Genomic DNA, 25,866 nt, shown 5'->3' with positions numbered 1-25,866 from the left:
CGCCTCCAGGTGTTTCAGCGAACCTATCATAGATAGTGAGCACTCGCAATCTTTTTCCGAGGCACACTAAAGGCGCAGGTCACAGCGCTAGGCAGCGGCTAACGCCCCGGCCTCGGCGGCACCCCGGGGCTGGGCACCGCGGGCGCGGGGGTGAGCAGGCCGGTGGGGTCGGGGACCGAGACGGGGTCCGGCACATAGACGCCGGACGGGGTGTCGGTGGTGCGGACCATCCTCGCGGGAACCCGGACCACCGACCCACGCTGACCACACTCGTCGGTTTGCACGACGAGCTCCATTTCGCCGACGAGGGCGCCCTGCGGGTTGGGCCGCAGCGCCAGGGTCTGCACGGTGGTCTGCGACTTGGTGATCCCGGTTGGCCCCACGCAGGGAAAGGGCACTGTTTCCGGCCGGGCCTGCCACTGGCCGTCGGTGAACTGGAAGATGACCGGGCGAGCGTCGACGTTGCCCGGCTGGGTGTGGTCGTTGTTGTCCAGCAGCACCGCGGCGGCCGAGCAGTACGACGGCGTGCACGACGAGCGCAGCGCCCACCACGTGGTGACGTCCGGCGGTTGCGGGCTCGGCGTGTAGTCGAAGGTCTCCTTGGACCGCTCGGCGTCCAGGCGATACGTGCCGTCCAGCGGGGTTGGCGGACCGGACGCGGTGGTGGGCGGCGGCACCGCGGCCACAGCGGGTGCGCTGGTCGGGGCGCTTGCCGCGCGCGCCGCGGTCGACTCCATCTTTCGCCCGGTGAAGATGCCGAAGGCGAACAGCCCGATCAGCGCCACGATCGCCACGGCGCCGACCACGATCTTGCGGGGCCGGCGCCGCGTCGGCAGGCTGACCCGCGCCTGCGCCTCGGCGGCCGGTTGCCCGGTCGATGCGTCGTCGTCCGGGGGCCAGTCGTAGGCCGGGTAATCCAGCACCAGCACGCCCTCGGGACTGCGGTCTTTCGCCCTGACCACCGCGTCGGCCGCGTCGGCGAACTCTCGGCAACTGGCGAAGCGGTCGACGGGCCGTTTGGCGAGCGCCCGCGCGAACACCCGATCCAGCTGGGCCAGTTCCGGACGCTGGTCGCTGAGTTTGCGCGGCGCAGCGGTCAGCAACTCGCGCAGCGCGGCGGACGGACTGAGGTATTCGGTCGGCGGCGCGCCCGTCAGCAGGTGAAAGGCCGTCGCCGCCAACGCATATTGATCCGCACGCCGATCGACATCGGCGCCCATCAACTGCTCGGGCGCGGCGTAGCCCACCGTGCCGACCGGGACATGCGATCCGACCACGCCGGAGTGCTCGCCCAGCGAGCGGGCCACGCCGAAGTCCGACAACAGAATCCGTTGCTCGCTGGTCAGCAGGATGTTGGCCGGTTTGACGTCGCGGTGCAGCAGCCCGCGCTGGTGGGCGTAGTCCAGCGCGTCGGCCACCGCGGCGACGATCGCGAGCACCTCGCCGACGGGCCACACCGCCGGAAATCGGTCCTTGAGCAGCTGCGCGGCGCTGCTGCCCGCCACGTAGTCCATCGCGATCCACAGCTGCCCGTCGAAGTCGCCGCGGTCGTGTACCGCCACGATGTGCTGGTGATGCAGGCCGGTCACCATCGGGGTCTCGGACAGAAAGTTTCGGCGGAATTGCCGGTCCGACGACAGCGCCGGGGACAGAACCTTCAGCGCCTGCCAGCGCGCGGAACGGGGATCCTGAACAAGGTAGACATCACCAGTCACCCCGGACCCGAGCCGTCGAGCGACGGTATAACCGGCACAAACCGCGCCGCTGGCCAACGCCATCGCGTCATTCTATCCGTCGTCGCGACGCCCCGCTGATCATGCGTGCTGACGGTTCAGGGCCGAAACATGTTGCCGCCCAGGATCACCAGGTCGGGTCGGCTCAGCACACCGGGACCCTGCCGCGGGTCTTGGGTGTAGCACACCAAATCCGCCGGCGCCCCGTGGTCCAGGCCGGGCCGGCCCAGCCAGCGCCGGGCATCCCAGCACGCGGCGCCCAGCGCGTCGGTGGCGCTCATCCCGACCTTCGTCAGGGCTTCGACCTCGTCGACGATGCGGCCGTGGGCGATCATCGTGCCGGCATCGCTTCCCGCGTACATCGGCACGCCGGCATCCACCGCCGCCGCGATCCGCTCGGGGCAGCGCGCGTACAGATCGCGCATGTGCGCGGCGTAGGTCGGGTAGCGCTTTGCGGCGTCGGCGATGCCCGGGAAGTTGTCGAAGATGTTGATCAGGGTGGGGACCAACACGGTGCCGTGTTCGAGCATCAGCGCGATCGTCTCGTCGGTGAGCCCGGTGCCGTGCTCGATGCAGTCGATCCCGGCCTTGATCAGCCCGGGCATGGCCTCGTCGCTGAAGACGTGGGCGGTGACCCGGGCGCCGTGCGCGTGCGCGGTGTCGATCGCGGCCTTGAGCACGTCGTCGGACCAGAGCGGGGCGAGATCGCCGACGCTGCGGTCGATCCAATCGCCGACCAGCTTGATCCAGCCGTCGCCGCGCCGGGCTTCGACGGCCACCGCGTCCGGCAGCTGCGATTCGTCGTCCAGCTCTGTCGCGAAGTTCGGCGAGTAGCGCTTGGGCCGGGCCAGGTGCTTTCCGGCGCGGATGATGCGGGGCAGGTCGTCGCGGTCGTCGAGGCTGCGGGTGTCGGTCGGCGAGCCGCAGTCGCGCAGCAGCAGGGCGCCGACGTCGCGCTCGGTCTCGGCCTGCACGATCGCCTCGTCGAGCGGGATCTCGCCGTGATCGCCGAGCCCGACGTGACAGTGCGCGTCCACCAGCCCGGGCAGGACCCATCCGCCATCGAAGACGGTGTCGGCCCCGGCGACCCGTTCGGTGCTGATGTGACCGTCGACGATCCACAGTTCGACCGGGGCCTCGTCGGGCAGTCCCCGGCCGCGCACGTGCATGGGCACCGCGCGGCTACTTTCTTCCCGGGTTGCCTGGGAACTTGAGCTTGGACAGATCGAAGTCGGCCAGGCCGGGCGGCAGCTCGTTGAGACCCTCGGGCATCTGGGACAGATCGGGGAACCCCGGCGGCATTCCTGCCATGCCCGGCATGCCGGCGCCGAGCGGGTTGCGGGCCTTCGGCGGCGTCGGACCGCGGCCCCCCTTCTTGCCCTTCTTGCCTTTGGCGCCCTTGCCTTTTCGGTTGACGGATTTGCGGCCCATGCCCGGGATGCCCATGCCGCCCAGCATCGACGACATCATCTTGCGGGCCTCGAAGAACCGGTCCACCAGCTGGTTGACCTCGGACACCGCCACGCCCGAACCGTTGGCGATGCGCAGCCGCCGCGAAGCGTTGATGATCTTCGGGTCGGCGCGCTCCTGCGGCGTCATGCCGCGGATGATGGCCTGCAGCCGGTCGAGCTGACGGTCGTCGACCTCGGCCAGCGCATCCTTCATCTGCCCGGCGCCGGGCAACATGCCCAGCAGGTTGCCGATCGGTCCCATCTTGCGGATCGCCAGCATCTGCTCGAGGAAGTCCTCGAGGGTCAGCTCGCCGGAACCGATCTTGGCGGCGGCGGCCTCGGCCTGCTCGGCGTCGAAGACCTGCTCGGCCTGTTCGATCAGGCTGAGCACGTCGCCCATGCCCAGGATGCGGCTGGCCATCCGGTCCGGGTGGAAGACGTCGAAGTCCTCCAGCTTCTCGCCGGTGGACGCGAAAAGGATTGGCACGCCGGTGACCTCGCGGACCGACAGCGCGGCACCACCGCGCGCGTCGCCGTCGAGCTTGGTCAACACCACGCCGGTGAAGCCGACGCCCTCCCGGAACGCCTCAGCGGTGGTGACCGCGTCCTGACCGATCATCGCGTCGAGCACGAAGATCACTTCGTCGGGATCGACGGCGTCGCGGATCGCCGCGGCCTGGCTCATCAGCTCGTCGTCGATACCCAGCCGTCCGGCGGTGTCGACGATCACGACGTCGTGGTGCTTGGCGCGCGCCTCGGCGAGTCCGGCGGCGGCGACGGCGACCGGGTCGCCCGGCCCGGACTCCGCAGACGCGCCCGGATGCGGCGCGAAGACCGGCACCCCGGCCCGCTCGCCGACCACCTGCAGCTGGTTCACCGCGGCGGGACGCTGCAGGTCGCAGGCCACCAGCAGCGGCGTGTGCCCCTGGCCGCGCAGCCAGGCGGCCAACTTCCCGGCGAGCGTCGTTTTACCGGAACCCTGCAGACCGGCGAGCATCACCACGGTCGGCGGGGTCTTCGCGAACGCCAGCTGGCGGGTCTGGCCGCCGAGGATGCCGATGAGTTCTTCGTTGACGATCTTGACGACCTGCTGCGCCGGGTTCAGCGCACCGGACACCTCCGCGCCGCGGGCGCGCTCCTTGATCCGGCCGACGAACGCCCGCACGACGGGCAGTGATACGTCGGCTTCCAGCAGCGCGAGCCGAATCTCGCGAGTGGTGGCATCGATGTCGGCGTCGGTCAGTCGACCCTTGCCGCGCAGCCCGGTCAGGGCACCGGTCAACCGGTCGGACAGCGATTCAAACACCCCAACAGGCTACTGGAGGGGCGTTGGCCGATGTCGGCGCGCTGGCCGCGCCCACACGCAAAGACCCAGCGAGCGTGAAGCTAACTTCACGCTCGGCGCGCGGCGCGTTGACCGCCAGGCGGGAACGACTATTGACGGGGCCGCCGCGGCCAGCAAATGTCAGCTGATGCTCGAAGTAATCGACAAGGGGTCGTGCAGCCGGGACCATCCGGTGCCGTTGCTCTTCGTACACGGCGGCTGGCACGGCGCGTGGTGCTGGGACGACGGATTCCTGGACTACTTCGCCGGCGCCGGCTACCGCGCGGTGGCGATCAGCCTGCGCGGCCACGGCCGTAGCCCCACGGCCAAGCCCTTGCCCAAGGTGTCCGTCGCCGACTACCTCGACGATGTCCGATCGGTCGCCGACGAGCTGGGCGGCCGGCCGGTGCTGATCGGCCATTCCCTGGGCGGGTTCGTGGTTCAGCGCTACCTCGAACAGCACAGCGCCCCGGCCGCGGTGCTGCTGGGCTCGGTCCCGCCGGCGGGCGTGCTCAGCTTGGCGATACGGGTGTGGCGTCGCCGGCCGTCGATGACCATGGAGGCGTGGAGTGACCCCACGCTGCTGCGATTCCTGGCCACCCCCGAGCTGACCCGCGAGTACCTCTTCTGCGCCGACACGCCCGAGGCGATCGTCGAATCCTGCCGGCAACGCGCCGGGGCGGAGAGTGTGCGCGCCGCCATGACCGATCCGCTGGTTCGCCGCGTCCGGACCCGGCGGGTGCGCACGCCGATGCTGGTCCTCGGCGCGCGCTACGACGGCTTCGTCAGCGTGGACGAGGTGCGCGCCACGGCGCGCGCCTATGCGACCGAGCCGGAGTTCTTCGCGATGGGCCACAACATGATGCTCGAGCCCGGCTGGGCCGACGTCGCCGAACGCATCCACCGGTGGCTGCAGACCCGCGACCTGGCGAGCAGCGCGCGACTTTCTGGATAACCTGGCTCGAGTCGTTCCAGCGCCGAAAAGCGTTGCCATGCTACATTTCACACCCGCCGTCACGCCGGTTAGCATCGCGGGCCGGGACCTAAGACTTGTCGAGGAGTGCGCGCTGCGAACCGCGCGCCGGAGGGGAGTTTGTGTCGATGCAGCCGGTCAGCGCCGCCGACGCGAGCGTTGGAGTCGACACGCGACCGCTGCGAGGCTGGCAGCGCCGCGCGCTGGTGAAGTACCTGACCGCCGAGCCGCGCGACTTCCTCGCCGTGGCCACCCCCGGATCCGGGAAGACGACGTTCGCGCTGCGGGTGATCGCCGAACTGCTGGGCAGCCGCACCGTCGAGCAGATCACCGTCGTGGTGCCCACCGAGCACCTCAAGGTGCAGTGGGCGCAGGCGGCGCTGCGGTACGGCATCTTCCTGGACCCGAAGTTCTCCAACACCGGCGCGGCGACCTCGCCGGAGTATCACGGCGTGATGGTCACCTACGCCCAGGTCGCGTCGCATCCGACGCTGCACCGGGTGCGCACCGAGCAGCGCAAGACGCTCGTCGTCTTCGACGAGATCCATCACGGCGGTGACGCGAAGACCTGGGGCGACGCCATTCGCGAAGCCTTTTCCGACGCGACCCGCCGACTTGCCTTGACGGGCACCCCCTTTCGCAGCGACGACAGCCCCATCCCGTTCGTCACCTACGAGTCGGGCGCCGACGGGGTACGCCGTTCGCAGGCCGACCACACCTACGGCTATGCCGAGGCACTCGCCGACGGCGTGGTGCGCCCGGTGGTGTTCCTGGCCTACTCCGGGCAGGCCCGCTGGCGCGACAGCGCCGGCGAGGAACACGAGGCGCGCCTCGGCGAGCCGCTGTCCGCCGAGCAGACCGCGCGGGCGTGGCGCACCGCGCTGGATCCCGCCGGCGAATGGATGCCCGCGGTGATCACCGCCGCGGATCAGCGGCTGCGTCAGCTGCGCACGCATGTGCCCGACGCCGGCGGCATGATCATCGCGTCGGATCAGGCCGCGGCCCGCGCGTACGCCAAGCTGCTGGCCGAGCTGACCGGCGAGGCGCCGACGCTGGTCCTCTCCGACGATCCCGGATCGTCGCAACGGATCTCCGAATTCGCCGAGAGCACCTCGCGCTGGCTGGTCGCGGTGCGGATGGTCTCCGAAGGGGTCGACGTTCCCCGGCTCTCGGTCGGGATCTACGCCACCAGCGCGTCGACCCCGCTGTTCTTCGCCCAGGCCATCGGGCGCTTCGTCCGGTCGCGCCGCCCGGGTGAGACTGCGAGCATCTTCGTGCCGTCGGTGCCCAACCTGCTGCTGCTGGCCAGCGAGCTGGAGGCACAGCGCAATCACGTCCTGGGCGAACCGCACCGCGAATCCCTCGACGATCCGTTGCTGGCCGATCCGGCCGTTGCGGAACAGAACGAAAAGACGGACCTGGAAAAGGGTTTCGTCTCACTGGGCGCCGACGCCGAATTGGATCAGGTGATCTTCGACGGGTCCTCGTTCGGCACGGCCGCCCCGGCCGGAAGCGACGAGGAAGCCGACTACCTGGGCATCCCGGGACTGCTGGACGCCAGCCAGATGCGGGCGCTGCTGCACCGTCGCCAGGACGAGCAGCTGCAGAAGCGGGCCGCGTCTGGACAGTCGGTACCGGCGCCGTCGGCGCCGGGCACCATGCACGGTCAGCTGCGCGAGCTGCGCCGCGAGCTCAACAGCCTGGTGTCGGTCGCCCATCACCGCACCGGCAAGCCGCACGGCTGGATCCACAACGAACTGCGCCGGCGCTGCGGCGGGCCGCCGATCGCCGCCGCGACCCGCGATCAGCTCAAGGACCGCATTGTGGCGCTGCGGCAACTGAATTCGGAACTCGCGTAGCCAACGCGCCGCGGCCGCCCCGACTTCATGACTGCTGATGACTGTGGTGTCGGGCCTGGTTTCCGCCGAGCTTTTTCGCCTCATACATCGCGGCGTCGGCACGGGCGACCACCTGCCGATACGCCTCTTCGGCGTCGTTGCTGCCGACGCCGGACAGCGCCAGGGTCGCGATTCCGACGCTGGCGGTCACCGGCAGCGGCGTCGCGGCCACCGCCTCGCATAGCCGGCTGCCCCACGCGGGCGGGCGTTCGGTGTGCACGGTGTCGGCGACCAGAAATTCCTCTCCACCGACCCGCCCGATGAGCGCGGTGTGTTTGCAAGCGGCGGTCAGTGCGTGCGCCACCATTACCAGCGCCGCGTCGCCGGCCGCGTGACCCTGCGTGTCGTTGATGTTTTTGAAGCGATCCAGATCGACCATGGCCACCGCGAGGTAGGCGTGGTCGGCATTGGTGAGAATCCGGCCGAGGACGGCCCGCTCGCAGGCTCTGCGGTTGAACAGGCCGGTCAGCGGATCGCGGTCGGTACGCAGCAAATCGACGGTCAGCGCGCGCACGACGACCTGGATGGCAAAGGGCACCAGGACGTTGAGCTCGAGCACCAGAAAGTAGCAGTGAATGGCGAGCACCCCCTGGCCAGCCGCTGCCATCCGCACGACTTCGATGGCGCCGACCGTGCCCGCCAGCCAGAAATTCACCGCCATGTACCCGGCAGTGTGGAAAAAGGCGAAATAGCCCCCCGGAAGCGCCAACGCTACGCACCCCATCAACGCCAGCAGCGGGTTGGGCTGAGCCAGACTGCCGGCGGCAAAGCACAAACTCCAGGTCATCGCGATGAAGACCGACTGGCGGCGGGTGGGCCAGCCAGACAGCCACATGGCGGCAATGCCCAGTCCCAGCACGGCGATCACCACGTCGAGCAGCAAAGCGCTCGGCCGGTACGGCGCGGGACTCCACAGCACATCGATCGGGGTCAGCGCGAGGGACGCGGAAACTCCCGCGAAGATCCACCGCAGACTCATGCCGAGCCCGCGGGATTGCAGGTAGCCGGTCAGCCAGTTGAAATGGTCAGGCTGTCGCCACCACGCCGCGAGCCACCCCATCGCCTCACCTTTCGAAAAGCCGAGCACCCTCGAACAATGGGGACCCGAGCGCGAAAGAGTTGATGAGATTTAACACGATTACCTGCGTCAGCGGGCCGTGTTGGCATCCCCGCGTGAGGGTGCGGACTAATCCCCGACCAGTTCGGCAAGCACCTCGACCGTCGGGCCGCCCAATACCGCCAGCAGATGTTGCTCGATCGCGGTTCGCGCCTGGTGCTTGGCGTCTAGTGCTCCCGGGGAGACCGACACGGACACGCAGAACACATCGGCGGCCGTCGATCCGAATGTGTTGACCTTGGCCCAGGCGATGTCGGCTCCCGCACGTTCGAGCGCCTGAGCCAGCAACGCCAGTAGCCCGATCCGGTCCATGGCGCGGACTTCGACGATGAGGTGCCCGGGCGCGGCGGCGTCGAGCCACAGGATGCGCGGCGGGGCGGTCGAACGGGTCAACGGCGCCCCCGCCTGGATTTCCCCGGTCCGGGCCATCGCCGAGTTGGCGGCCTCGGTGTCGCGCTTCTCCAACGCGCCAAGGACGTCGACGTCGCCGCCCAGCGCCCCGACGAACTGCTGACGCAGCAGGCCCGCCTCGGGCGGCGAACCGAACAGCGGAGACACCACGAACTCGGCGATCGCGACACCCTCGTGGGTGTTGACCGTCGCGGAGTGGATCCGCAGCGAGTTCATCGCCAGCACCGCCGCGGCCTTCGACACCAGGCCCCGCTCGTCCGGTGCGACCATCACCGCGTGCAGGCGTTCGCGCTCCCCCGGCTTGATCTCGACGTGTACACCGTGATCGGCTGCCAATGAAAAATAGTGTGGCGCAGTCGGTTCCGCCTCCGGAAGGGGCTCGCCCACCATCGCCAGGCGGCAGCGGCGCACCAGGTCTTCCATCAGCGAGGCCTTCCAGTCGCTCCACACACCGGGCCCGGTGGCCTTCGAGTCGGCCTCCGCGAGCGCGTGCAGCAGCTCGAGCAGTTGCAGGTCCCCGCCCAGCGCCTCCGACACGGACTCAATGGTTTTCGGGTCGTTGAGGTCGCTGCGAGTGGCCGCGATCGGCAGCAGCAGGTGGTGGCGGACCATGCCCGCGAGTGTCTCGATGTCCCGGGGCGCCAGCCCCAGCCGCTCGCCGATGGGCGCCACCAATTCGGCCCCGAACACGCAGTGATCCACTCCGCGGCCCTTGCCGATGTCGTGCAGCAGCGCGCCGAGGGCGAGCAGATCCGATCGGGCGACGCGCGTCGTCAGCGGCGCCGCGTTGACGGCGGTCTCGACGATATGACGGTCCACCGTCCACACGTGGGAAACATCGCGCGGCGGCAGGTCGCGAACCGCGTCCCATTCGGGAAACAGCTTGCTCCACAAGCCGGTTCGGTCCAGCGCCTCGATCGTGTTCACCATCGGGGGCCCCGCCAGCAGCACCACCAGCAAGTCGTCCAACGCCTCGCGGGGCCACGGTGTCGGCAAGTCGGGGACGCTGGCGGCCAGCCGGCTCAGCGTCGCCGCCCCGATGGGCAGGCCGGTGTCGGCGGAGGCGGCAGCCACCCGCAACACCAGCCCGGCATCGGTCGCCGGTTGCGCGTCGCGGGCCAGCACGATTTCGCCGTCGTATTCGACCACGCCCTCGTCCAGCGGCCGACGCTTCGGGCGCCGCACCAACGCGGTGAAGCCGCGGCGCGGCAGGGCGTTCTGCGCGGTGCGCAGTCCGGTCTCGGCGTGATACGCAATGGTGCGACCGGCGTCGGAAAGCATGCGCGCCAGGCTGAATCGGTCACCGGTGTGCAGGGCCGCGCTGATCTCGTCGGCGAACTGGGCCAGCAGTTGATCGCGTCCGCGGCCAGACACCCGATGCAGTTCGGTGCGGACGTCGAGCAGGGTCAGATACGCGTCGTCGAGTGAGCCGCCCGGGACCTCCGGGCGGCTCATGCCGTGTCGGTCGATCAGTTGGGCAACGCCCAGCGCGTCGAGCAATTGGACGTCGCGCAGGCCGCCGCGGCCCGATTTCAGGTCCGGCTCGGCGCGTTGCGCGATCCGGCCGCAGCGCAGCCAGCGCGCGTTGGTCATCTCCACCAGCTCGTCCATTCGCGAGCGAATCGCGGTGCGCCACTGCTTTCTTGCGCCGGCGATCAACTCGTCGGACAGTGCCGGATCGCCGGCGATGTGGCGAGCGTCCAACAGGCCCAGGGCGGCGATCATGTCGCCGTTGGCGACGCCCAGCGTGCCGGACACGGTGCGCACGCTGTGGTCGAGCCGGACGTTGGCGTCCCACAGCGGATACCACAGCCCGTCGGCGACCCGCTGCAGCACGCCGTCGGAGACGTTGTCGTGCAACAACATCAAGTCGAGATCGGAATAGGGCAGCAGCTCGCGCCGGCCCAGGCCGCCGACCCCGACGAGCGCGAAGCCACTGGTTTCGGTGATGCCGAGCTCGGTGGACTTGACCGTCAGCCACGACTCGTGAAGTTCGAGCCAGGCGTGCCGCAGTTCGGCCGCGTGCAGGGTGCTGCCCTCAGACAGCAGCGTACGCCGCGCAGCAGCTAGATCGCTTGCCCCAGAAGCGATTTCTGCTTGCGCGGCGTCCGCTGAAGAATCCCGGTCGGGCTCGTTCGGTCTCATAACCTCCGGGCCCGCCAAGGCTGGGTCGTCAACGTGCGGCGAGCGTCATATCGCATCGGTCCCGCGTTCACCGGTACGCACTCGCACAATGGTCTCGACGGGACTGACCCAGACCTTGCCGTCACCGATCTTGCCAGTACGGGCCGCCCGCACGATGCTGTCGACGACCTTGTCGACGATGGAATCGTCGACAACGACCTCGATCCGAACCTTCGGCACGAAATCGACCGAGTATTCAGCACCGCGGTAAACCTCGGTGTGCCCCTTCTGGCGGCCGTAACCCTGGACCTCGCTGACGGTCAGCCCCACGACACCCGCATCCTCGAGGCTGGTCTTCACGTCGTCGAGGGTGAACGGCTTCACGATCGCGGTGATCAGCTTCATGATTATTCCGCCTCCACTTTCTCGGCCACTGCCACGTCCAGTCCGTTAGAGCTGTCCGGCAGGGTGGCACGGGGAAGAACCGACGACGTGGGCACGGCGAAATCGTATCCGCTCTCCGCGTGCTCGGCCTCATCGATGCCGGAAGCTTCCGCCTCGGGATTCAGCCGTATCCCGATCGTGTACTTCAGGATCAACGCCAGGATAGTCGTCACGATGAAGGAGTAGGCCAGCACACTGAACGCGCCGACCGCCTGCTTTTCCAGCTGATCCCAGCCGCCACCGTAGAACAGGCCCTTGGACACGCCGGCCACGCCGTTGATCGCCACGCTCTCCGGCGCGGCCAGCAGGCCGACCAGCAGCGTGCCGGCCAAACCGCCGACCAGGTGGACACCGACCACGTCCAGCGAGTCGTCGAAGCCGAGCTTGAACTTCAGCCCGACCGCCAGCGCGCACACCACGCCGGCCACCAGGCCGACGATCAGCGCACCCAGGGCGTTCACCGACGAGCAGGACGGGGTGATCGCGACCAGCCCGGCCACGATGCCCGACGCCGCCCCCAGCGTCGTGGCGTGTCCGTCGCGGATGCGCTCGGTGAGCAGCCAGGCCAGCATCGCCGCGGCCGTCGCGATCGTGGTGGTCATGAAGGTCGACCCGGCGGCGCCGTTGGAGCTGGTCGCCGACCCGGCGTTGAAGCCGTACCAGCCGAACCACAGCAGGCCCGCGCCGAGCATCACGAACGGCAGGTTGTGCGGGCGGAACAGCGTGGTGGGCCAGCCTTTGCGCTTGCCCAGCACCAGGGCCAGCGCCAGACCCGCCGCACCGGAGTTGATATGGACCGCGGTCCCACCGGCGAAGTCGATCGCGTGCAGCTTGTTGGCGATCCAGCCACCCTTCTCGGCGGCGAAGCCGTCGAACGCGAAGACCCAGTGCGCGACCGGGAAGTAGACCAGCGTCGCCCACAGGCCGGAGAACACCAGCCAGGCGCTGAACTTCAGCCGGTCGGAGACCGCGCCCGAGATCAGCGCGACGGTGATGATCGCGAACATCAGCTGGAAGGCCACGAACACCGTCGCCGGCAAGGTGCCGGCCAGCGGAATGTCGGTCGCGGCAACGCCCTTGGTCGCGTCGGCGGCCACGGCGTTGCCGCCGATCAGGCCCTTCAGCCCCCAGTATTCGGTGGGGTCGCCGATGAAATTGCCCGTGTCGGTGCCGAACGAGACCGAATAGCCGTACAGCACCCACAGCACCGTCACCACGCCCATGGCGCTGATGCTCATCATCAACATGTTGAGCACGCTTCTGGCGCGCACCATACCGCCATAGAAGAACGCCAAACCTGGCGTCATCAACAACACCAGCGCTGAACTCGCCAGCATCCAGGCGGTATCGCCGGTATTGGGCTGGCCCATTACTGGGAAACTCACTCGCTATCACCTCCGGTCGGCCCTGCACCGGTCATCGGACATGTGCCTGATGACCTGTCTGTGAACCTTGCGCAATGGTTGTTTCCGAGATGGGGCCGCCGTGTTTCGGCGTCATTAACGAAACGGCCGCTGTGTAAGGGGTTTCAGCCGAGCAGGGCGTCCACGAATGCGGCCGTCTCGAACGGCGCCAGATCGTCGGGGCCTTCACCGAGTCCGACCAGTTTCACCGGCACGCCGAGTTCTTGCTGCACCCGGAAAACGATGCCGCCCTTGGCCGTTCCGTCCAGCTTGGTCAGCACCGCACCGGTGATGTGGACGACCTCGGCGAACACCTTGGCCTGGGCCAGACCGTTCTGCCCGATCGTGGCGTCGAGGACCAACAACACCTCGTCGACCGCGGCACGCCGGGTCACCACCCGTTTGACCTTGTCCAGCTCGTCCATCAGGCCCACCTTGGTGTGCAGCCGTCCCGCGGTGTCGATCAGCACCACGTCGGCGCCGGCCTCGATGCCCTTGTCGACGGCGTCGAAGGCCACCGCCGCCGGATCCGAGCCCTCGGGTCCGCGCACCACGTCGGCACCCACTCGCGACGCCCAGGTCTGCAGCTGGTCGGCGGCCGCGGCCCGGAAGGTGTCGGCGGCGCCCAGCACCACACGCCGGCCGTCGGCCACCAGCACCCGCGCCAGCTTGCCGACGGTCGTGGTTTTGCCGGTGCCGTTGACGCCGACGACCAGCAGCACCGACGGGTGGTCGTCGTGCGGCAACGCGCGGATCGAGCGATCCATCTCGGGTTTCAGCTCTTTGATCAGCACATCGCGCAGCACCGCCCGCGCGTCGGCTTCGGTGCGGACATTGCCGCCGGCCAGCCGGCTGCGCAGCTGCGAGACCACCGATTCGGTGACGACCGGGCCCAGGTCGGCGACCAGCAGGGTGTCCTCGACGTCCTGCCAGGAGTCTTCGTCCAGGTCGCCGCCGCCGATCAGGCCCAGCATGCTGCGCCCCAGCGCGTTCTGCGATCGGGCCAGCCGGCCGCGCAGCCGTTCCAGCCGGCCCTCGGTCGGGGCGATCTCGTCGAGCTCGGGCGCGGGGGCTGGCTCGGCCGCCGGCGGCGGGGCTTGCGGTTCCGGGGCCGGCGGGGCTTCGGGTTCGGGCAGCTCGACGTCGGCGATGGTGCGCCGGGGCGCGTCGCGCGGGATGGTCGCGTCGTCTCCGACCGCGGGCAACCCGGTGGTGTCGATCGTCGGCGTTGCGCTTTGGCTGAAGGTGATGCCCGACGACGCGGTGTAGCGCCCGCCCTTGTCGAGTGCGCCCGGCTCGGGCCGGGTCAGGCTGATCCGCCGACGGCGGTACCGGGTCAGCCCTCCGACCAGCGCAGCGATGACAACCAGGGCAGCTAGAACGCTTAGGACGGCGATGGCGATCCAAAGACCTTGCGACACGCTGACATTGTTTCAGGGCCGCGCGGGCGAACTCACGGCGGCAGCGCCGCCCGCCGGTCTACGAAGAAGCCGTGGCGAGCTGGGCGACCTCTTGCCCACGCATCCGCTGGGAGATCACCGCGGTGATGCCGTCGCCCTGCATGGTGACGCCGTACAGCGCGTCGGCGACCTCCATCGTCGGCTTCTGGTGGGTGATGATCAGCAGCTGCGAGCGGGCCCGCAGCAGCTCGAACAGCGAGATCAGCCGGCGCAGGTTGGTGTCGTCGAGCGCGGCCTCGACCTCGTCCATGATGTAGAACGGCGACGGGCGGGCGCGGAAGATCGCCACCAGCATCGCGACGGCGGTCAGCGCCTTCTCGCCGCCGGACAGCAACGACAGCCGGGTGATCTTCTTGCCGGGCGGACGCGCCTCCACCTCGATGCCGGTGGTGAGCATGTCGTCGGGGTTGGTCAGCCGCAACCGGCCCTCGCCGCCCGGGAACAGCACCGTGAACACTTCCCGGAATTCGCGCTCCACGTCAACGAACGCGTCGCTGAACACCTGCAGGATGCGGGCGTCGACGTCGGCGACCACGTCGAGCAGATCCTTGCGGGCCGCCTTGACATCCTCGAGCTGGGTGGACAGGAAGTTGTAGCGCTCCTCCAGCGCGGCAAACTCTTCCAGCGCCAACGGGTTGACCCGGCCCAGCTCGGCCAGATCCCGCTCGGCCCGCTTGGCCCGCCGCTCCTGGGTGGGCCGGTCGTACGGTATCGGGGCCGGCGCGGTGACCTGCTCGCCCCGCTCGCGGGCCAGCTCGAACTCGGCCATCTCCAGCTCGGAGGGCGGCAGCGCGACCTGCGGCCCGTATTCGGCGATCAAATCGGCGGGACTCATGCCGAACTGCTCGAGCACCATCTGTTCGAGCTGCTCGATGCGCAGCGCCGCCTGGGCGTTGGCCACCTCGTCGCGGTGCAGCGAATCGGTCAGCGTGGCCACCCGGGCGCCCAGCGTGTGCACCTCGTTGCGCACCGCGGCCATCGCCGTCGACCGCTCCTCGCGTTCGGCGACCATCGCGTCGCGAATCTGGGAGGCGGCGGCGACCACCCGGTTCAGCCGGTCGGCGAGTAGCCGGCCCGCGTCGGCCACCGCCGCCGCCACCGCGGCGGCCCGCAGTCGCGCGGCGTGGGCCTGCTGCGCGCGTACCCGCGCCTCACGTTCGGCGGCGGCGGCGCGGCGCAACGAATCGGCCCGGCCGCGCACCGCGTTGGCCCGTTCCTCGGCGGTGCGCACCGCCAGGCGGGCCTCCACTTCGACGCCCCGCGCGGTCTCGGCCGCGGCGGCGATCCGCTGACGATCGACGGGCTCTTCCGCGGGCGCGAGCTGGCTGGCTTGGGCGTTGCGCAGCCGGGTTTCGAGTTCGGTGACCTCGTCGACGGTCTGGGCGCGCCCGGCCTCCAGCTCCTCGCGCTGGCGCAGCAGCCGGTTCCACTCTTCCTCGGCGGTGCGGGCGTCCTGGCCGAGCCGGCCCAGCTGCTCGTACATCGCCGAGATCTGAGTGTCGGACTCGTTGAGCGCGGCCAGCGCCTGTTCGGCGGAATCCTGTCGGGCCCGCTGCTCGGTCAACGCGCCGGACAGCGCGGCGCTCAGTTGGGCCACCTGCGATTCGGCGGCGGCCAGCTCGGCGCCGGCCCTGTCGATCTCCGAGGTGAGCTCCAGCGTCGAGGGCTTGCGGTCCGAACCGCCGCTCACCCAGCCGCGGCCGACCAGGTCGCCGTCGAGGGTGACCGCCCGCAACTGCGGGCGACCCGCCACCAGATCCAGCGCCGCGCCCAGGTCGCCGACCACCGCGACTCCGGACAGCATCGCGACCATCGCGCCGCGCAGCCGCTGCGGCGCCTCGACCAGGTCGAGCGCCCACAGGGCACCGTCGGGCAGCGGTGCGGCCGGCGGGGGCTGATCGGCGGGCCAGTCCCCCAGGACCAGCGCCGCGCGCCCGCCGTCGGCTTGCTTCAGCGCGGCGACCGCCGAGCGGGCCGCGCCGAAGCTTTCGGCGGCCAGGGCGTCGGCCGCGGACCCGAGCACCGCGGCCAGCGCCGTCTCATACCCGGAACGGACCTTGACCAGCTTCGCGACCGGACCGAAAAGTCCTGCGCCACTGTGGTTTTGCGTGAGCCACGCCGCGCCGTCCTTGCGCTCGAGCCCGACCTTCAGCGCGTCGATGCGGGCGCGCAGCGACGCCACCCGACGCTCGGCTTCGCGCTCGCTGGCCTGCAGCTCGGCGACGCGTTCGTCGGCCAGCCGCAGCGCGGCCACGGTCCGCTCGTGGTGTTCGTCCAGGCCGACCTCGCCCTGGTCGAGTTCGCCGACGCGGCCCTGCACGGTTTCGAACTCCGCCCGGGTCTGCTGCGCCCGGGCGGCGCCATGCTCGATGCGCTCGGACAGCCGGGCGACGCTGTCGTCGATCGATTCGACCCGGGCCCGCATCGTCTCCACCTGACCGGCCAGCCGGGCCAGACCCTCGCGGCGGTCCGCCTCGGCCCGCACGGCGGCCAGATGAGCCCGGTCGGCCTCGGCGGCCTCGCGCTCCCGCTCGGACAGCTCGGCGCGGGCGGTCTCCAGCCGGGTCCGGGCGGCTTCCAGCTCGGCCAGCAGCTGGCGCTCGGCGGCCGCGACCTGTTCGGCCTCGGCGTCCAGCGCGTCCGGGTCGGTGTCGCTGGTGGCCACCGGCTCGAGATCCAGGTGCTGCGCGCGCTCGCTGGCGATGCGCACCGTGGCGCCCACCCGTTCGGCCAGGGCCGAGAGCCCGAACCAGGTGTGCTGGACCGACTCGGCGCGCACCGAGAGTTCGGCCAGCGCGGTCTCGTGCGCGGTCAGCTCCTCGGACGCCACCGCCAGCCGGCCGGCGGCCTCGTCGTGCTCGCGGCGCATGGTGGCCTCGGCCTCCAAGATCGCGTCCCGCTGCACCTGCCGGTTGACCAGGTCGTCGGCGGCCAGTCGCAGCCGCGCGTCGCGCAGGTCGGCCTGGATGGTCGCCGCGCGCCGGGCCACCTCGGCCTGGCGGCCCAGCGGCTTGAGCTGGCGTCGCAGCTCGGTGGTCAGGTCGGTCAGCCGAGCCAGGTTGGCCTGCATCGCGTCGAGCTTGCGCAGCGCTTTTTCCTTGCGCTTGCGGTGTTTGAGTACACCCGCGGCTTCTTCGATGAACGCGCGGCGGTCCTCGGGTCGCGACTGCAGGATCTCGTCGAGCTTGCCCTGCCCCACGATCACGTGCATCTCGCGGCCGATGCCGGAGTCGCTCAGCAACTCCTGGACGTCCATCAATCGGCAACTGGCGCCGTTGATTTCGTATTCGCTGGCGCCGTCGCGGAACATCCGCCGCGTGATCGAGACCTCGGAGTACTCGATCGGCAGCGCGTTGTCGGCGTTGTCGATCGTGACGGTGACTTCGGCGCGGCCCAGCGGGGCGCGCGACGAGGTGCCGGCGAAGATGACGTCTTCCATCTTTCCGCCGCGCAGCGTCTTGGCGCCCTGCTCGCCCATCACCCAGGCCAGCGCGTCGACGACGTTGGATTTTCCGGAACCGTTGGGTCCGACGACGGCGGTGATGCCGGGCTCGAAGCGCAGAGTCGTCGGCGAAGCGAAGGACTTGAAGCCCTTCAGCGTCAGACTCTTGAGGTACACGGCGAGCCAGACTACCGCTCGAATTGCCCGAGTCGCCGTCACGAAGGGGTGTCGGCCCGCCCGAAATACACCCGTTGTTCACCCTTTGACGCACTGGCCACAGTGGCCACTTCAGTCACTGCAGGGGAGGGCAAGGCCCGCCCGGGGCCGCTGTGACTGGTGTGGCCCAGCGGCCGGAACTCAACGCTCGACGAACCCCTCGAACTGCTCGGCCGGCTGCGACCAGTCGGCGACCACCTTGTCGACGCGGCCGGGCCGCGACGGCCAGCTATGGCCGCCTTCCAGCAGTGCCAGCAGTTTCTCGCCCGCCTCCCGGGGGCCGTGCGCGACGACCAAGACGCGGCCGTCGGCCTGGTTGGCCGCATACCCGGTAAGGCCGAGCTCCAGCGCCCGGCAGCGGGTCCACCAGCGGAAACCCACGCCCTGGACCGTGCCGTGCACCCAGGCGGTCAGCCGTACATCAGGACCCGACACGGCCGGCTTCGGGGTCGATCTCGAACTTGACGGTGGTGCCCGCTTTCAGCGTGCGCCCGACGGTGCAGACCAGATCGATCGCCCGGTTGACGACCACCAGCAGGCGCTCCCGGTCCTCCTCGGACAATCCCGACAGGTCCAGTTCGAGGGTCTCGGACAGCAGCGGATAGACCTCTTCGTCGCGATCGGCGTCGCCGGACACCCGTACCACCGCTTTGTAGTCGTCGCCGAGCCGGCGAGCCAGCGGCTGATCGCTGGACATCCCGCTGCACGCGGCGAGCGCGATCTTCATCAATTCGCCGGGGGTGAACACGCCTTCGACGTCCTCGGAGCCGACGAGTACCTGCGCGCCCCGAGAGCTGTGGCCGGTGTAGCGGCGTGTCCCGGTGCGTTCGACCCACAATTCCGTCATGGGTCCTTTCTAGCGGACGATCAGCGACAGCAGCTTCTTGCCGAACGATATTGCGTTCGAATCGTTTTCAGACGAGACCACCACCTGATCGTCGACCCGCCGGCGCAGTTCGCGCTCGAGTGCGTCCCGCAGGGTGGAGGACGCGCCCGGACATCCGTCGCAGGCACCCGCCATCCGCACCGTCACGCGGTGGCCGACCACCGAGACCAGCTCGATCGACCCGCCGTGCGAGGCGGCGAGCGCCCCCACCGACCCGGCCAGCAACTCCTCCACAGCGGCTGCCAATGTGGCTGCGGGAAGGGATGTTTCGTCGACGGTCCAGCCGGAAGGATCCCGCAGCGCCTCGCCCAGCGCCGCGCGGATGTCGTCGCCGAGCTCACGCCAGCTGTTGGCCGCACCGATCGTGATCAGGATGCCGCCGGCACCCACCACGACTTTCTCGATCACGCCAGCGTCCAGCAGGGCGCCCAGCCTGCCCGGCGCCACCCGGACCGTACCGCGCGGCGGCAGATGCTGCGGTGCGACCACCCAGCGCAGCTGCGCGGGATTGTCGGTGGCGGTGGCGTGGATTTCGATCATGCGCCCAGCGCTATCGCGACCGATCGGGCCGCAAAGGCCATCACCCAGGCCAGGACGAACATGTAGGACCACGCGACCGCGGGCCATTTCCACGAGTTGGTTTCGCGGCGCATCACCGCGACGGTCGACATGCATTGCAGCGCATAGATGAAATACGCCATCAGCGCGATCACGGTCGGCGCGGTGAACACCTTGCGGCCGTTGTCGTCGGTCAGGGAGACCAGCGCCTCGTGCGGATCGTCGGGACTTTCGGCCGCCGCCACCTGGCCCAGGGTGGAGACGAACACCTCGCGCGCCGACATCGAACCGAGCAATGCGATGTTGACGTGCCAGTCGAAACCGAGCGGTTTGAACACCGGCCCGACGAACTTCCCGACGTCGGCGGCCAGGCTGTGGTCCATCACGTAGGCGGTGGCGTCGGTCGGCGACATCTTGGCGGTCTCGGCCTCGCGGGCCGGCAGGTTGAGTAGCACCCACAACACGACCGACGTGCCCAGGATGATCGTTCCGGCCTTGCGTAAGAACATCTTCGCCGAATCCCACATCGTGATCAGCACGTTCTTGGGCGACGGGAAGCGGTACGGCGGCAGCTCCATCGTGAACGGCAGCAGGTCGCTGCGCAGGATCGTCGACTTGAATATCGCCGCGGCGATCAGCGCCGAGGTGCCGCCGCACACATACAGCGCGAACATCGCGATGCCCTGCGCGCTGAAGCCGCCCCACTGGGTCTTCGGGGAAACGAGGATGCCGACAAGCAGGGTGAACACCGGAAGGCGGGCCGAGCAGGTCATCAACGGCGCCGTGATGATCGTGGCGATCCGGTCCTTCGACGACGGGAGCGTCCGGGTGGCCATGATCCCCGGGATCGCACAGGCGAACGACGAGAGCATCGCGACGAACGCGCGGCCTTCCAACCCCGTCGCGGCCATCACCCGGTCCATCAAGAACGCGGCGCGCGCCATGTAGCCGACGTTCTCCAGCAGCGCGATCAGTAAGAACAGCAACACAATCTGCGGGATGAACTGGAGCACCGTGCCGACGCCGCCGATCAGCCCCTGGCCGAGCAGCCCGCGCACCACGTAGTTGCCGACGTGGTTGCTGACCAGGTTGCCGAGCCAGGTGAGCCAATCGCCGACCTGATCCTGCAGCGGCGCCGCGACGGTGAAGACGACCTGAAAGAAGCAGAACATCACCGCAAAGAAGATGACGGTCCCCCACAGCGGGTGCAGCACGACCGCGTCGATGCCACGGGTGCGCCGATCCGGTTTCGGGGCAGTGTAATCCGCCGCCTTCAGCACCGACCGGCCCCACGCGTCGATGGCGTCATTGTCGGCCGGCGGCAACACCGGTGGCCGTTGCCATTGACCGAACGCCACCAGTCGGGCGCGCAAGGCGTCGATGCCCACGCCGCGGTTGGCCACGACTGGGAGCACCGGGACGCCCAGCGCCGTCGACAGGGCGTCCAGCGAGATGCCGCCGCCGCGCGCGGTCAACTCGTCGGTCATGCTCAGCACCAACAGGCACGGCAGGTCTTGGCGCAGCACCTGTGCGATCAGGATGATCGAGCGGTGCAGCGTGGTGGCGTCGGCGACGATGACGATCGCATCGGGCCGGCCGTCGCCGTAGACCTCGCCACCCAGCAGGTCGGAGACCACCTGCTCGTCCGGGCTGATCGGGTCGAGGCTGTAGGTGCCGGGCAGGTCCTCGATGGCGACCTCGACGCCGTCCACCTTGGTGATGCCGACGCTGCGCCCGACGGTGACGCCCGGGTAGTTACCGGTCTTGGCGCGCAATCCGGTGAGGTGGTTGAACACGGAAGTCTTGCCCGCGTTCGGACTTCCCACCAGGGCGATCCGAGCCATCCCCGCAACGGCGACCGTGGCGCCGCCCTCGTCGTGGCAGGACGCCGTCATGCGCCGGCTCCCGGGGCGACCTCGATCAGCCGCGCCTCACGCCGGCGCAGGCACAATTCGGTGTCCTGGACCCGGTAGATGGTCGGGTCGCCCAGCGGAGCCCGGCGGATCACCTCGACATCGGAGTCCGGCCGAAATCCCAACTGCCGCAGCCGGCCCGCCACCACCTCGGAGGCCGCCGAAGCGACACCCACGATGATTGCCCGCTCGCCCGGCGACAGCTGCGCCAGCACGGTTGGCGAACTCGGACTGAGATCTGCGTCTCGCGCGAATCTGCGCATTACCCGCCCCAACGCCGGAGGTTCATCATCCTGGTAAGGATAACCTCACGTTGCTGAGGATAGCCTCAGCATTTCCCGAAATCGTTAACCGCGTGGACGAGGCTGACACCGCGGACAGTAGAACGACGACCGGTTCATGAACTTCTCCCGGCGCATCACCGCGCCACAGCGCCGGCAGCTTTCGCCCTCGCGCCCATAGGCATCCAGCGATCGGTCGAAGTAGCCGGACTCGCCGTTGACGTTGACGTACAACGAATCGAACGAGGTCCCGCCCTGGGCGAGGGCTTCGCGCATCACCTCGGCGGCGGCCTGAAGCACGGCGGTCAGCTGGCGCCGGGTCAACGTGTCGGCCGGGCGGGCACCATGAACCTTCGCCCGCCACAACGCTTCATCGGCATAGATGTTGCCGATGCCCGACACCACCTGCTGATCCAGCAGCTGGCGTTTGATCTCGGAATGCTTGCGCCGCAACACCTTCACCACCGCGTCGACGTCGAAGCGGGGATCCAGCGGGTCGCGCGCCAGGTGCGCTACGGGCGCCGGCACCACGCTGCCGTCGACGTCAACGAGTTCGGCCAGCATCCAGCCCCCGAAGGTCCGCTGGTCGGCGAAGCTCAGCAGCGTCCCGTCGTCGAGCACGGCCGAGATCCGGACGTGATCGGCCCGCGGCACCTCGCCGAGCAGCATCTGCCCGCTCATGCCGAGGTGGACGACCACTGCGGTATCGCGGTCGAGAAGCAGCCACAGGTATTTGCCGCGCCGATCGGTTCCGTCGATTCGCGCGCCGAGCAACCGGGCGGTGAGGTCGGCGGGCCCGGCCTCGTGGCGGCGCACCGCGCGGGGGTGGTGCACCCGAACCGCGGTGATCGTCTTGCCCACGATGTGGGCCTGCAAGCCGCGGCGCACCACCTCGACTTCGGGCAGCTCGGGCATCTAGTGATGATCGCAAGCGCGGCGCAGCCGGGCGCAGCGGGTCATCACCATCGATCCGGGCATGATCGCAAGCGCGGCGCAGCCGGGCGCAGCGGGTCATCACCGTCGATCTAAGCGGGCGCTTTCCCCGCGGTGTCCAACGCTTCCAGCGTCTTCCAGGTGGCGGCGGCCGCCTTCTGCTCGGCTTCCTTCTTGGAGCGGCCGACCCCCGACCCGTATTCGGTCTCCATCACGACGACGACCGCGGTGAATTCCTTGTCGTGGTCGGGGCCGGTGGAGGTGACCAGGTAGGACGGCGCACCCATGCCGCGGGCCGCGGTGAGCTCCTGCAGGCTGGTCTTCCAGTCCAGGCCCGCGCCCAGCGTGGGCGCGGCGTCCAGCAGCGCACCGAACAACCGCAGGATCACCTCGCGTGCTTTTTCTATCCCGTGTGCCAAATAGATCGCGCCCAGCAGCGATTCCATGCCGTCGGCCAGGATGCTCGACTTGTCGGCTCCGCCGGTGTTGGCTTCGCCGCGGCCCAGTAGCAGGTGAGCGCCCAGTCCCCCGTCGCACAGGTGCCGCCCGACGTCGGCGAGCGCCTGGGTGTTGACGATGCTGGCACGCAGTTTGGCCAGGTCGCCTTCGGAGCGTTCGGGATGACGGTGGTAGAGCTCGTCGGTGACGGTCAGGCCCAGCACGGCGTCACCGAGAAACTCCAGCCGCTCGTTGGTCGGCAGTCCGCCGTGCTCGTAGGCGTAGCTGCGGTGGGTCAACGCCAACGAGAGCAAGTCGTCGGGCAGGTCGACCCCGAGCGCGTCGAGCAGGATTTGCCGGGAGGTCACCGGTCACCCCGAGCGGCATCCGGGTCGCCGGAATCGTCGGACAGCATGTCCACCAGCTTGGCCCATCGCGGATCGATGGTGTCATGGCGGTGGCCGGGGTCGGCGACCAGCAGCACGCCGCATTCGGGGCACAGCCCCGGGCAATCGGGTTGGCATACCGGCGCGAACGGCAGGTCGAGCCCGACGGCGTCGATGATCGACTGCTCGAGGTCGATGCGGTCGTCGACGACCCGGCCGACCTCGTCTTCCTCGGTGGTCGCTTCGGTGGTGCTGTCCGGGTAGGCGAACAGTTCGGTCAACCCGACCTGCACATGCCCGTGGACCTCGGTCAGGCACCGCGAGCACTCGCCGACCGTGGGCCCCGACACCGTCCCGGTGACCAGCACGCCTTCCGACACCGACTCGACCCGCAGATCCATGTCCAGCGGAGCGCCCTGCGGGATCGCGATCATGTCCAGCCCGATGCGCAACGGGCTGGGCACGGTGTTGCGCAACGTCACCATCGATCCGGGTCGTCGCCCGAGCCGGGTGACGTCGACCGTCATCGGCGAGGCCGGATGGTGCTGCGCTGTAGTGCTGTGTTCGCGCGCCATAGAAAAATCTTACGGCGCCCTCGAGCTGCTCCGGGCGGTACTTCGACCATTCGCCCAGGTGGCACCCTCGGCGCCAGGCCGAGGTGCCACCCGCTAGCGCGTCGCGTAGTCGTGCGTGCCGGCCGCCGTGCGCAGTTGGTGACGACCGCGGCCAACCGACCGAAGCGTGCCGTTGAGGAACTCCTCGAACTCGGCGAGCTTGTTGTCGACGTAGATGTCGCACTCGCCGCGCAGCCGGTCGGCCTCGGCGTGCGCGGTGTCGATCAGCCGGGTGGACTCGGCGTTGGCGGCCTGCACGACCTCGTTCTGCGAGACCAGGCGCTGCTGCTCCTTGATGCCCTCTTGCACGGCCTTCTCGTAGGAGATGTTGCCGTTCTCGATGAGCCGGTCGGCTTCGGCCTGGGCCCGGCCGACGCTGGCCTCGTACTCGCGTTTGGCGGCCGTGGCGATGCGCATCGCCTCCTCGCGCGCGTCGGCGACCATCCGCTCGCTGTGCTGGCGCGCCTCGTTCACCATCCGGTCGGCCTGCGCCTTGGCGTCGGACAGCAGCCGGTCGGCCTCCGCGCGGGAGTGGTTCAGCATCGACTCCGACTCGGTGGTTGCCGAGGCGACCATGGATTCGGCGTGCGCCTTGGCGTCGGACAGCATCGAATCGCGGGCGTCGAGCACGTCCTGGGCGTCGTCCAGCTCGCCGGGGATCGCGTCTTTGATGTCGTCGATCAGCTCCAGCACATCACCGCGAGGCACCACGCAGCCAGCTGTCATCGGCACGCCGCGGGCTTCTTCGACAATGGCGCCTAATTCATCCAGCGCTTCAAAGACTCGGTACACGGCCATACCCTTCCTGGCGTCCTGCAAAAATCCGGTTGTTACCAGTGTGCCTGGTGTTACGTCTGTGACGGCGGTGGCGACCCCGGTGTGTCGGGCATTGGCCTCCGGGCTCGCCGCGGGCGGGTGCTGTGCCGCCGCGCGACGGCCGTCGTACCGGTCGCCGGAATTGCGACGCGGCGTGGCAATCGCCCCACAAAAACGGATTCTTCCAGGAATTGCCCGGCGCCGCCCGTGCAGGTCGGGATGCCCGCCGTGGCCCAACGAGCAGATGTCGCGGTCGCGGCCGGTCGCCGGCCGCGTCGCGATAGGCTGGCCCGGTGAATGGGCCCACCGAGCGAAATAGCGGCAGCGCGAGCCCGCCGACGCTATTCATCTTTCCGCACGCCGGTGGATCGGCGACCTATTATGTTCCGTTTGCCAAGGCTTTCACCGCGGATATCAAACGGGTCGCCGTGCAATATCCCAGCCGGCGCGATCGCGGCCTGACCGAGCTGGCCAGCATTCCCGAGTTTGCCTCCGAAATCTTCGACATGATGGCGCCCACGGCGAAAGCCGGAGGTCAGGTCGCATTTTTCGGCCACAGCATGGGCGGGCTGGCGGCCTTCGAAGTGGCGCTGAGATTCCAATCGGCCGGGCACCCGATCAGCGCGCTGTTCATCTCGTCGTGCGCGGCGCCGGGGCACATCCGATACAAGGAATTGCAGGGATCCGACCACGAGATATTGAGCTTGGTCGCCCAAGTCACCGAGACGAATCCCGAGCATCTGGCCAATGGCGAATTCGCCTCCAGCATCCTGCCGACATTGCAAAGCGTGCGAACCATTGCCGCCTATACCCGGCCCCCGGAGATAAAGCTGTCCTGCCCGATCCACGCATTCGTCGCCGATGACGACATGATCGTGGCAGCGGAGAACATGACGGCGTGGGCCGAGCGCACCACGCGGGAGTTCTCCATCCGGGTGTTCCCGGGGGACCATTTCTACATCAATGCGAATTTGCCGGAACTGGTGAAGAGCATCGAGGAAGTCGTGCTCGACTCCCCCGGCGAAAGTTAGCCGGGCGAGCCCGC

Annotated in this window: 21 protein-coding genes; 3 read left to right on the top strand and 18 right to left on the bottom strand. The window is 69.2% G+C overall.

Going from position 1 to position 25,866, the window contains the following annotated elements:
* Positions 1–98: 98 nt before the first annotated feature.
* Genes BN973_RS10805 through ffh form a run of 3 tightly spaced genes read right to left on the bottom strand, consistent with a single transcriptional unit; the run spans position 99 to position 4,490 of the window.
* Positions 99–1,778: a serine/threonine-protein kinase gene (locus BN973_RS10805; RefSeq protein WP_051641212.1), complete on the bottom strand. Its 1,680-nt coding sequence runs from the start codon at positions 1,776–1,778 to the stop codon at positions 99–101.
* Positions 1,779–1,831: 53 nt separating this feature from the next.
* Positions 1,832–2,902, bottom strand: a complete 1,071-nt coding sequence (locus BN973_RS10800) for a metal-dependent hydrolase family protein (protein WP_139830283.1) — start codon at positions 2,900–2,902, stop codon at positions 1,832–1,834.
* Positions 2,903–2,915: 13 nt separating this feature from the next.
* On the bottom strand, positions 2,916–4,490 hold the full coding sequence (ffh, locus tag BN973_RS10795) for a signal recognition particle protein (RefSeq protein WP_036468015.1): 1,575 nt from the start codon (positions 4,488–4,490) through the stop codon (positions 2,916–2,918).
* Positions 4,491–4,656: 166 nt separating this feature from the next.
* On the opposite strand from ffh, the gene BN973_RS10790 reads away from it, so the two are divergent.
* Both BN973_RS10790 and BN973_RS10785 read left to right on the top strand, forming a co-directional pair.
* Entirely contained in the window at positions 4,657–5,463 is an 807-nt protein-coding gene (locus BN973_RS10790; RefSeq protein WP_036468014.1) for an alpha/beta hydrolase, read from the top strand.
* A gap of 146 nt (positions 5,464–5,609) precedes the next feature.
* Positions 5,610–7,340: a DEAD/DEAH box helicase gene (locus BN973_RS10785; RefSeq protein WP_036468012.1), complete on the top strand. Its 1,731-nt coding sequence runs from the start codon at positions 5,610–5,612 to the stop codon at positions 7,338–7,340.
* 25 nt (positions 7,341–7,365) lie between these two features.
* On the opposite strand, the gene BN973_RS10780 is transcribed toward BN973_RS10785, so the two are convergent.
* From BN973_RS10780 to sepIVA, 15 genes are all read right to left on the bottom strand, one after another.
* Positions 7,366–8,439, bottom strand: a complete 1,074-nt coding sequence (locus tag BN973_RS10780; protein WP_036468010.1) for a GGDEF domain-containing protein — start codon at positions 8,437–8,439, stop codon at positions 7,366–7,368.
* A gap of 126 nt (positions 8,440–8,565) precedes the next feature.
* Complete coding sequence (locus BN973_RS10775) at positions 8,566–11,052, bottom strand: [protein-PII] uridylyltransferase (protein ID WP_084163365.1); 2,487 nt, start codon at positions 11,050–11,052, stop codon at positions 8,566–8,568.
* 45 nt (positions 11,053–11,097) lie between these two features.
* Positions 11,098–11,436, bottom strand: coding sequence for a nitrogen regulatory protein P-II (gene glnB, locus BN973_RS10770; RefSeq protein ID WP_036468008.1), 339 nt, complete (start codon positions 11,434–11,436; stop codon positions 11,098–11,100).
* A 2-nt stretch (positions 11,437–11,438) separates the two neighbouring features.
* Positions 11,439–12,845 carry an ammonium transporter gene (locus tag BN973_RS10765; RefSeq protein ID WP_036468006.1) on the bottom strand — a complete coding sequence of 469 codons (1,407 nt, stop codon included), beginning with the start codon at positions 12,843–12,845 and terminating at the stop codon, positions 11,439–11,441.
* A gap of 158 nt (positions 12,846–13,003) precedes the next feature.
* Positions 13,004–14,299: a signal recognition particle-docking protein FtsY gene (ftsY, locus tag BN973_RS10760; protein WP_036468005.1), complete on the bottom strand. Its 1,296-nt coding sequence runs from the start codon at positions 14,297–14,299 to the stop codon at positions 13,004–13,006.
* Between the two features lie 58 nt (positions 14,300–14,357).
* Positions 14,358–17,957, bottom strand: a complete 3,600-nt coding sequence (gene smc, locus BN973_RS10755; RefSeq protein ID WP_036468003.1) for a chromosome segregation protein SMC — start codon at positions 17,955–17,957, stop codon at positions 14,358–14,360.
* 180 nt (positions 17,958–18,137) lie between these two features.
* Positions 18,138–18,431 carry an acylphosphatase gene (locus BN973_RS10750; protein ID WP_036468002.1) on the bottom strand — a complete coding sequence of 98 codons (294 nt, stop codon included), beginning with the start codon at positions 18,429–18,431 and terminating at the stop codon, positions 18,138–18,140.
* Complete coding sequence (locus tag BN973_RS10745; RefSeq protein WP_036468000.1) at positions 18,418–18,843, bottom strand: OsmC family protein; 426 nt, start codon at positions 18,841–18,843, stop codon at positions 18,418–18,420. The genes BN973_RS10750 and BN973_RS10745 overlap by 14 nt, the downstream gene beginning before the upstream one ends.
* 9 nt (positions 18,844–18,852) lie before the next feature.
* Positions 18,853–19,422 (bottom strand): NifU family protein, encoded by a 570-nt coding sequence (locus BN973_RS10740; RefSeq protein ID WP_036467998.1) that lies wholly within the window; start codon positions 19,420–19,422, stop codon positions 18,853–18,855.
* Positions 19,419–21,335: a ferrous iron transporter B gene (gene feoB, locus BN973_RS10735; protein ID WP_036467997.1), complete on the bottom strand. Its 1,917-nt coding sequence runs from the start codon at positions 21,333–21,335 to the stop codon at positions 19,419–19,421. Before feoB ends, BN973_RS10740 begins: the two co-directional genes overlap by 4 nt.
* A complete protein-coding gene (locus tag BN973_RS10730) occupies positions 21,332–21,616 on the bottom strand; it encodes a FeoA family protein (RefSeq protein WP_232232064.1) in 285 nt (94 codons plus the stop codon). The genes feoB and BN973_RS10730 overlap by 4 nt, the downstream gene beginning before the upstream one ends.
* 84 nt (positions 21,617–21,700) lie before the next feature.
* Positions 21,701–22,549: a DNA-formamidopyrimidine glycosylase gene (gene mutM, locus BN973_RS10725; RefSeq protein ID WP_036467994.1), complete on the bottom strand. Its 849-nt coding sequence runs from the start codon at positions 22,547–22,549 to the stop codon at positions 21,701–21,703.
* A 110-nt stretch (positions 22,550–22,659) separates the two neighbouring features.
* Entirely contained in the window at positions 22,660–23,373 is a 714-nt protein-coding gene (rnc, locus tag BN973_RS10720; protein ID WP_036467992.1) for a ribonuclease III, read from the bottom strand.
* Positions 23,370–23,966, bottom strand: a complete 597-nt coding sequence (locus tag BN973_RS10715; protein ID WP_198048912.1) for a YceD family protein — start codon at positions 23,964–23,966, stop codon at positions 23,370–23,372. Before BN973_RS10715 ends, rnc begins: the two co-directional genes overlap by 4 nt.
* Before the next feature lie 93 nt (positions 23,967–24,059).
* Complete coding sequence (gene sepIVA / locus BN973_RS10710; protein ID WP_025736304.1) at positions 24,060–24,797, bottom strand: cell division protein SepIVA; 738 nt, start codon at positions 24,795–24,797, stop codon at positions 24,060–24,062.
* Between the two features lie 317 nt (positions 24,798–25,114).
* Here sepIVA and BN973_RS10705 point away from each other — a divergent pair, with 317 nt between their 5' ends.
* Positions 25,115–25,852: a thioesterase II family protein gene (locus BN973_RS10705; protein WP_036467990.1), complete on the top strand. Its 738-nt coding sequence runs from the start codon at positions 25,115–25,117 to the stop codon at positions 25,850–25,852.
* Positions 25,853–25,866: the final 14 nt, after the last annotated feature.

The organism is Mycobacterium triplex (assembly GCF_000689255.1).
Classification (GTDB): Bacteria; Actinomycetota; Actinomycetes; order Mycobacteriales; family Mycobacteriaceae; genus Mycobacterium; species Mycobacterium triplex.
This window is presented reverse-complemented; position numbering and strand designations above follow the sequence as displayed.